The organism is Pengzhenrongella sp. (genome assembly GCF_036565025.1).
Lineage (GTDB): Bacteria > Actinomycetota > Actinomycetes > Actinomycetales > Cellulomonadaceae > Pengzhenrongella.
In genome coordinates this window covers 1-6,803 of record NZ_DATCNW010000387.1, presented here as the reverse complement: position 1 = coordinate 6,803, position 6,803 = coordinate 1, and the positions used below count along the sequence as shown (strand labels likewise).

Here is a 6,803-nt window from a genome sequence, read left to right as displayed (position 1 = left end):
CAGCCAGGATCACCCTGGCAGCGTTCACGTCCCGGCCCGCGGTGAAGCCACAGGTCGAGCACGTGAAGATTCGTTGACCCAGTTCGAGGTGCCGCTTGGCTCTCGCGAAGCACCTCGAGCAGGTCATGGTCGTGTACGCGGGCTGAACCAACACCACCGTTCGGCCAGCCCGCAAACCCCGGTAGATCAGCTCACGTTTGGCTGCGCCGATCGCGGCGTCAGCGGCCTTGCGCGCCATGGTGGACTTCGCGAGGAACTTCGGTCTGAAGTCCTCCACGGCGATCAGCTGGTGGGCCTCGACGACCCTCTTGGCCCAGACGCGGGAGTCGTGCTGGACTTGCCGGGCGCCCTTCTTGTGCAGAACCGCCGCCTCGTGGCGCGCACGCAGGTACCCGTTGGACTGCGCCCCGTTCGCGCGGTGCCGGCGCGCCATGCGCCGCTGCGCTTTGGCGAGGGCATCGGCGGACCGCTTTCGATGCTGGGAGTGCGGCAGGTCGAACACGGGGTTCGTCGTGGTCGCGGTGGCGGCGACGCCCCAGTCCACACCGATACCACCTTGGGCCGCCGCCGCCTGTTGGGCTTCGCGGCGCACCACGAACGACGCGTACCAGTGCCCGAGGGAGTCCTGAAAGACGCGGACGCTCGTCGGGGCGCACGGCAGGCCCCTGGACCACACGACCGGGACGGTGACGCCCTTGGCCAGGACCAGGCGCCCGTCCTTCATTGTGAACCCGTTGGTCGTGTACTCGAGGGACGGCAGGGTCTTCTTGTGCGCCTTGAACTTCGGTCGCCCGCGCCCCTCGACCTTGAACGACTGGTCGAGGCTCCGGGCGTAGTTGCGCAGGGTCTGCTGCTGGGCGATCTGCGAACCCTCCCGCAACCAGGCGTGCGCCCCGCGCGCTTCGGTCAGGAGCCTCGACAGCTTCCCGAACGTGGGCTTCGGCCCGATCGTAGACAGGTGGACGGCTTCGTTCCACAGGAACCGGCACCGGTTCCACTCGCAGATCAGCGAGGCCTCAGCCCGCGCGCCCGGACGGAGGCGGTACGTGTACCGAACCGTCTCAATGGGCATAATTCCACCATACCGGCTAGCACTGACGTTCGACCGAAAGGAACCAGCGTGTCGCAAACCAAGCAGAAGCACCCTTACCTCCCCATGGCTGAAGCCAGGGATTTCGTGGGCAAACTCTGATGACTGAGAACCTGTTCGATCTCACCGGGAAGCTCGCCTTCGTGACGGGCTCATCGCGCGGACTGGGCAACGCCCTCGCCCGCGGGCTGGCGAGCGCCGGCGCGAACCTGGTGCTGCACGGCCGCGGCGGCGCGATGCTGGACGAGGCCCGGCGCGAGATCGCCGAGGCCAGCGGGGTCGAGGTGGGCACCGTCGCGTTCGACGTCACCGACGCGGCGGCCGTCAAGGACGGCGTCGCGGCCCTCGTGGCCTCCCATGGTGTCCCGGACATCCTGGTGAACAACGCCGGCATCCAGCGTCGCGCCCCGTTCAACGACTTCGAGCCCAAGGACTGGGACGACGTCGTCGCGACGAACCTGTCCAGCGCGTTCTACGTCTCCCAGCAGATCTCGCGCGGCATGGCGGAGCGCCGGTCGGGCAAGATCATCAACATCGGCTCCGTGCAGGCGATGCTGGCCCGCCAGACGATCGCGCCGTACTCCGCCTCGAAGGGCGGCCTGGTCATGCTGACCAAGGGCATGGCCGCCGACCTCGCGCGGTTCAACATCCAGATCAACGCCATCTCCCCCGGGTACTTCGCGACCGAGATGAACCGCGACCTGTGGACCGACGAGGCCTTCGACAGCTGGGTCGTGAACCGGACGCCGGCCCAGCGCTGGGGCAAGGTGGAGGAGCTCGTCGGCACCCTCGTGTATCTGTCCTCGGCGGCCTCCGGGTTCGTCTCGGGCCAGAACATCTTCGTCGACGGCGGGATGACCTCGGTGGTCTGAGCCGCGCCCGCGCCAACCGCCGTCGTCGTCGTCCCCCCGAAGGAGAACTCGCCATGAAAGCCCTCGTCATCCACGACAAGCTGGACATCCGCGCGCAAGAGGTCCCGACCCCGGAGCCGGGTCCCGGCCAGGTGCGGCTGCGGATGGCCTTCGCCGGCATCTGCGGGTCGGACCTGCACTACTACTTCGAGGGCGCGAACGGCGCCTTCGTCGTGCGCGAGCCGCTGGTCCCCGGCCACGAGATCTCCGGCACGGTGGACCTGGATCCCAGCGGCGCCTACCCGCCCGGCACCCCGGTGACCGTGCACCCGGCCACCTTCGGGGACAGCGAGCCGGGCCTGGAGGACCACCGGCACCTGTGGCCGAACGGCGCCTACCTTGGCAGCGCGTCGACCTGGCCGCACACCCAGGGCGGCATGAGCGAGTTCCTCGTCGTCGCCGCGGACATGGTCCGCGTGCTGCCGGGCACGCTGTCGCTGCGCCGCGCCGCGCTGGCCGAACCGCTCGCGGTCGGCCTGCACGCGATCACGATCGCCGGCGGGGTCGAGGGCAAGCGCGTCCTGGTCTCCGGGTCCGGGCCGATCGGGCTGCTCGCGGCCGCGGCCGCGCTCGCGAAGGGGGCGGCGGAGGTCGTCTGCACTGACGTCCTGCCGGGTCCGCTGCACCGCGCGAAGCTCGTCGGCGCGCACCGCACCGTCCAGGTGGGCACCGAGCAGCTCCCGGAGAGCTATTTCGACGTCGCCCTGGAGTGCTCGGGCGCCGCGCCGGCCATCAACGCCGCCATCCTCGCCGTCCGCAAGGCCGGGATCCTGGTCCAGGTCGGCATGCTCGCCACGGGCACCCACCCGATCGCGCTCGCCCCGCTGATCTCCAAGGAGATCCAGCTGCGCGGGTGCTTCCGGTTCGACGACGAGATCGACGACGCCGTGCGCATCCTCGATGCGACCCCGTCGATCGAACACGTCATCACCCACGAGGTCCCGGCCGCGTCGGCCGCGGAGGCGTTCGCGTCCGCCAAGGACTCCGAGGGTTCGGGGAAGGTCCTCGTGAACCTGTGGCACGCGGAGCCGATCCACTGACCGAGGCCGCCGCAGGACCCGCCCGACTCCGTGGGCGGCACTCCTCAGACGCGGGCGTAACGGGCCCGGGCGAACGAGTAGATGCCGTAGGCGGCGATGCCCAGGGCGACGATCGTGAGCAGGACGGGACCGAACGGCGCGTGGAGCAGGGTCCGCAGCGCGCCGTCCAGTCCCTGCGACTTCGCGGGATTGCGCGTCGCGGCCGCGACCACGAACAGGGCGCCGACGACGGCGAGCGCGATCCCCTTCGCGACGTACCCGAAGCGGCCCGCGCGCACCAGCCACGTCCCCGGGTTCTCGCGCAGGTCGTTCAGGAACTTCGCCGTCGCGCCCTTGACCAGGTGATATCCGCCGACGCCGATGACGGCCAGGCCCACGGCGCCGACCAGGACCCGCCCGAACGGCTTGCCCATCAAGGTGGCCGTGACGTCGACGGTCTGCTTCGAGCCGCTCGACCCCGAGCCGCTCACCACCGCGACCGCGGACCAGGCGAGCGCCAGGTAGACGACGCCCTTGGCCGCGGCCATCGCCCGGGTGCCTGCGTCGCGTCGGGCGACCGCCTCGGCGAGCTGCCACAGGCCCAGCAGGGCGAACCCGACCACGGCGATCCAGAGCGGGAACGCGCCAAGACCCGTGCTCGCGAGCGTGTGCAGGGCGCCCGACTGGTCCGCTCCCCCGCTCGTGTGGAACCAGGCGAGCTGGACGGCGACCCACGCGATCGTCAGATGCAGGACGCCGCTCGCGGCGTACCCGAGGCGCGCGCCGGACTCCAGCACGGGGTTGTCGCCGGCGCTCGAAGCCGCCGACCGGACACCTTTGTTCATGAGACCCACGATGACGCCCCCTTGTCGACCTGCCGGATCAAATCCTTCTCGCTGCGAGACTCTCGCGCAAGCGCAGGTCGTTCGTGGAGACTCGGAGCGACGAAGGGCGCGGACCGATGAGAAAGATCATCCTGATGCTGGGGATATCCCTCGACGGCTTCATCGAGGGACCGAACCGCGAGATCGACTGGCACCTGGTCGACGAGGAGGTGCACCGCTACTTCAACGAGACGCTCGCCCCGATGGGCGCGTTCCTGGCGGGGCGGGTCACCTATGAGCTGATGGCCGGGGTCTGGCCGGCGGCCGACGCCGATCCGGCGAGCCCTCCGTGGATGGCCGAGTTCGCGCGCATCTGGCTGGACATGCCCAAGATCGTGTACTCGAGGACCCTCGGGCGGGCCGACTGGAACACCACGATCGCGCGGGACGTGGTCCCCAGCGAGGTCCTGGCGCTGAAGGCCCAGTCGGGTGGCGACCTGGTCGTCGGCGGACCCGACCTCGCGGCCTCCTTCATGCGGCACGACCTCATCGACGAGTACCGGATCTTCGTCCACCCGGTCGTCATCGGGCGCGGCAAGCCGCTGTTCCCGATCTCCGACTCACGGATGGAGCTCGAGCTCGCCGAGACCCGGACCTTCGGCAACGGGGTCGTCATGCTGCGGTACCGACGCCCGGGCCACTCGACGAGCTGATCAGGCCGGCATCGCGTCGCGGACCTTGGCGGTGTCGACGAACTGTTCGAAGCGGACGATGCGTCCGCCACGCACGACGAAGTGGTGCGCGACCCGAACGTTGATGCCCCTGCCGGTGGCCCTGTTGGTGGCGGTGTAGCGGGCCAGGACGACGACGTTCTCCCCCTCGACGACGTAGGTGTCGTCATGGGCGGTCCAGCCGTCCCAGTCCGCGCCCAGCCGCTCCATGACGGCGGAGGTGACGCCGTCGGGCGTCCGATACGTGCCGGCCAGCGGGAAGCCGGCCATCTCGGTCCATTCGACGTCGTCGGCCAGCGTGGCCCGCAGGGCCACGAGGTCGCCGTGCGCGGAGGCGAGGTACTGGCGCCGCACGACGTCGGCAGGGGAGGCGGAGGTGTGCAGGTCGGAGGCCTCGTTCATGGCGGTCAGCCCCAGGTGATTTCGCCCGTGGCAACCTTCGCGCCCAGCTGGGCGGCGATGAGCATGCCGGCGCCCGGGTAGCGGGCGACGAGCGCCTTGGTGAGCGCCTCGCTGCTGTCGGCCTCGTTCAGCTCGGCCTCGAACGCGGTGAGGTACCCGCGGGTGTACGCGATCGGGCTCGCGTCCAGGGTGCTGGTCGGCAACCGGTGGCCGGGGACGGCGAACGCGGGCTCCAGCGCCGTCATCTCGTCGAGCAGCTCGATCCACGCGGAGCGCGCTTCGACGGTGGCCGTGTCTGCGACCCAGACGTGCTCGTCCTGGAAGAGCAGGACGCCGCCGACGATCGCCCGGTGCTCGGCCTGCCACAGGTAGTGACGGTCGGGCAGGCCGGGGTTGCCACCCCTGAGCTGGAACACGTGGCCCTCGAAGGTGAGGTCGCCGGTCAGCTCGGCCACCTCGACGCGCCGGGTCGGGCGGTTGTTCCCGAGGGCCTCCCAGGCCTTGAGCTTTCCCTCGTACGCGGCCCGCAGGTGCTCGATCACCAGGGGGGTCGCGACGATCTCGGCCTCCGGGAAGGCGTCGGCAATCACCTCGGCGCCCCAGTAGAAGTCGGGGTCGGCGTGGCTGAGAAAGACCGTGGTCAGCACCTTGCCCGAGTCGAGGATCTCGGCGACCAGCCGGTGGCCATCGGCACGAGTGAAGCCAGCATCGATCAGGAACGCCTGCTCCTCGCCGGTGATCAGGGTGGCGGTCTTGTTCTTGGAGCCGAGGGGGAAGTCGAGGTCGATGACCGTGAAGTCGAGGGTGCTCATGGGTCCTTGCTCTCTCTGCTGCAGAACCCGCCTTCCGCGAGCCTGTCGCCTGACACAACAGTGACTGACGTGTCAGGTATTCCGAGAGTCGAGAGCGCCCCTCAGCGCAGGCGGGGTAGCGCGTCGCGTGCCGCCAGGCTCACCGTCCGCAGGTCGCGCGCGAATCGTTCGCGATGCTCCGCGGGCAGCGGGTCGAGGAAGAACCGTTGGACATTCTCCGTGTGCAGGCGGGCGGCCCGCACCACGGTCTCCTCCCCGAGCGGCGTCAGCCGCACGAGCCGTCCTCGGCGATCCTCCGGATCCTCGTCGCGAGCCACCAGGCCCGCGGACTCCATCCGGTCCACGAGCCGGGTCACCCCGCCCGTGGTGAGAACCCGCTCCTGGGCGACCGCTCGCATCGACATTCCGGGCCCGCCTGCCCGGCCCAGGATCAGCAGCACCTCGAACATCAGGTGGGTGATCCCGAACTCCTCCTCGATGGCCCGGCCCAGGATGTACCCCAGCCGGTTCGCCGCCCCCTGCAGCCAGCCGAACGCCAGCACCTGCTCATCGTCCGCCGCCTGCTTGGCCGTCGTGATCTGCGCGTCCTGCTCCACCGACCCACCCTTCTCGCCACTGTCGCGACGCAGACGCGCCGCTGCCCATCATCCCGCGAGCGGCTCTGGCCCGAGTGTTGCCCGCCTCCCGTGCCAGGATCGAAGCCCATGCTCACCATCACGATCGACACCCCGCACGGCCCTGCGGCCGCTCACCTGCACCCGGTGCCGGCACCGCGCGGCGCCCTCGTGCTCGGGCACGGCGCCGGCGGCTCGGTCGCGGCCCGTGACCTGCTCGCGGTGACCACCGCCGCGAACGAGGCCGGCTTCACGGTCGCGCTGGTCGAGCAGCCGTACCGGGTCGCCGGCCGGCGCGCCCCACCGCGCGCGCCCATGCTCGACGTCGCCTGGACGGCGGTCGTGCAGCACCTGCGCCGCACCGAGCTCGGGGAGCAACCGATCGTCGTCGGCGGGCGCT

The 6,803-nt window shown here is 70.4% G+C and carries 9 protein-coding genes; 4 read left to right on the top strand and 5 right to left on the bottom strand.

Going from position 1 to position 6,803, the window contains the following annotated elements:
* Window positions 1–1,072: transposase (locus tag VIM26_RS21955; RefSeq protein ID WP_331955247.1), on the bottom strand; the 1,072-nt coding region annotated here is incomplete at its 3' end.
* Window positions 1,073–1,191: 119 nt separating this feature from the next.
* On the opposite strand from VIM26_RS21955, the gene VIM26_RS21950 reads away from it, so the two are divergent.
* Together VIM26_RS21950 and VIM26_RS21945 are read left to right on the top strand one after the other, a co-directional pair.
* Window positions 1,192–1,962 (top strand): SDR family oxidoreductase, encoded by a 771-nt coding sequence (locus VIM26_RS21950; RefSeq protein WP_331955245.1) that lies wholly within the window; start codon window positions 1,192–1,194, stop codon window positions 1,960–1,962.
* A gap of 53 nt (window positions 1,963–2,015) precedes the next feature.
* Window positions 2,016–3,041, top strand: a complete 1,026-nt coding sequence (locus VIM26_RS21945) for a zinc-binding dehydrogenase (RefSeq protein ID WP_331955243.1) — start codon at window positions 2,016–2,018, stop codon at window positions 3,039–3,041.
* Between the two features lie 44 nt (window positions 3,042–3,085).
* Here VIM26_RS21945 and VIM26_RS21940 read toward each other — a convergent pair whose 3' ends face one another.
* Window positions 3,086–3,865 (bottom strand): DUF1206 domain-containing protein, encoded by a 780-nt coding sequence (locus VIM26_RS21940; protein WP_331955241.1) that lies wholly within the window; start codon window positions 3,863–3,865, stop codon window positions 3,086–3,088.
* Between the two features lie 116 nt (window positions 3,866–3,981).
* Here VIM26_RS21940 and VIM26_RS21935 point away from each other — a divergent pair, with 116 nt between their 5' ends.
* The gene (locus VIM26_RS21935) at window positions 3,982–4,557 is read left to right on the top strand and encodes a dihydrofolate reductase family protein (protein ID WP_331955239.1); all 576 of its coding nucleotides are present in this window, start codon (window positions 3,982–3,984) and stop codon (window positions 4,555–4,557) included.
* On the opposite strand, the gene VIM26_RS21930 is transcribed toward VIM26_RS21935, so the two are convergent.
* The 3 genes from VIM26_RS21930 to VIM26_RS21920 form a co-directional block, all read right to left on the bottom strand.
* Window positions 4,558–4,977: a nuclear transport factor 2 family protein gene (locus tag VIM26_RS21930; RefSeq protein WP_331955237.1), complete on the bottom strand. Its 420-nt coding sequence runs from the start codon at window positions 4,975–4,977 to the stop codon at window positions 4,558–4,560. It abuts the gene before it with no gap.
* 5 nt (window positions 4,978–4,982) lie between these two features.
* Window positions 4,983–5,789 carry an MBL fold metallo-hydrolase gene (locus VIM26_RS21925; RefSeq protein WP_331955235.1) on the bottom strand — a complete coding sequence of 269 codons (807 nt, stop codon included), beginning with the start codon at window positions 5,787–5,789 and terminating at the stop codon, window positions 4,983–4,985.
* Between the two features lie 101 nt (window positions 5,790–5,890).
* Window positions 5,891–6,385: a MarR family winged helix-turn-helix transcriptional regulator gene (locus VIM26_RS21920; RefSeq protein ID WP_331955233.1), complete on the bottom strand. Its 495-nt coding sequence runs from the start codon at window positions 6,383–6,385 to the stop codon at window positions 5,891–5,893.
* A gap of 108 nt (window positions 6,386–6,493) precedes the next feature.
* On the opposite strand from VIM26_RS21920, the gene VIM26_RS21915 reads away from it, so the two are divergent.
* Window positions 6,494–6,803: alpha/beta family hydrolase (locus VIM26_RS21915; RefSeq protein WP_331955231.1), on the top strand; the 310-nt coding region annotated here is incomplete at its 3' end.

Bases quoted from the DNA above. Each gene is read 5' to 3' on its own strand.
- VIM26_RS21950 (WP_331955245.1), top strand. From the start codon at position 1,192: ATGACTGAGAACCTGTTCGATCTCACCGGGAAGCTCGCCTTCGTGACG.
- VIM26_RS21945 (WP_331955243.1), top strand. From the start codon at position 2,016: ATGAAAGCCCTCGTCATCCACGACAAGCTGGACATCCGCGCGCAAGAG.
- VIM26_RS21940 (WP_331955241.1), bottom strand. From the start codon at position 3,865: ATGAACAAAGGTGTCCGGTCGGCGGCTTCGAGCGCCGGCGACAACCCC.
- VIM26_RS21935 (WP_331955239.1), top strand. From the start codon at position 3,982: ATGAGAAAGATCATCCTGATGCTGGGGATATCCCTCGACGGCTTCATC.
- VIM26_RS21930 (WP_331955237.1), bottom strand. From the start codon at position 4,977: ATGAACGAGGCCTCCGACCTGCACACCTCCGCCTCCCCTGCCGACGTC.
- VIM26_RS21925 (WP_331955235.1), bottom strand. From the start codon at position 5,789: ATGAGCACCCTCGACTTCACGGTCATCGACCTCGACTTCCCCCTCGGC.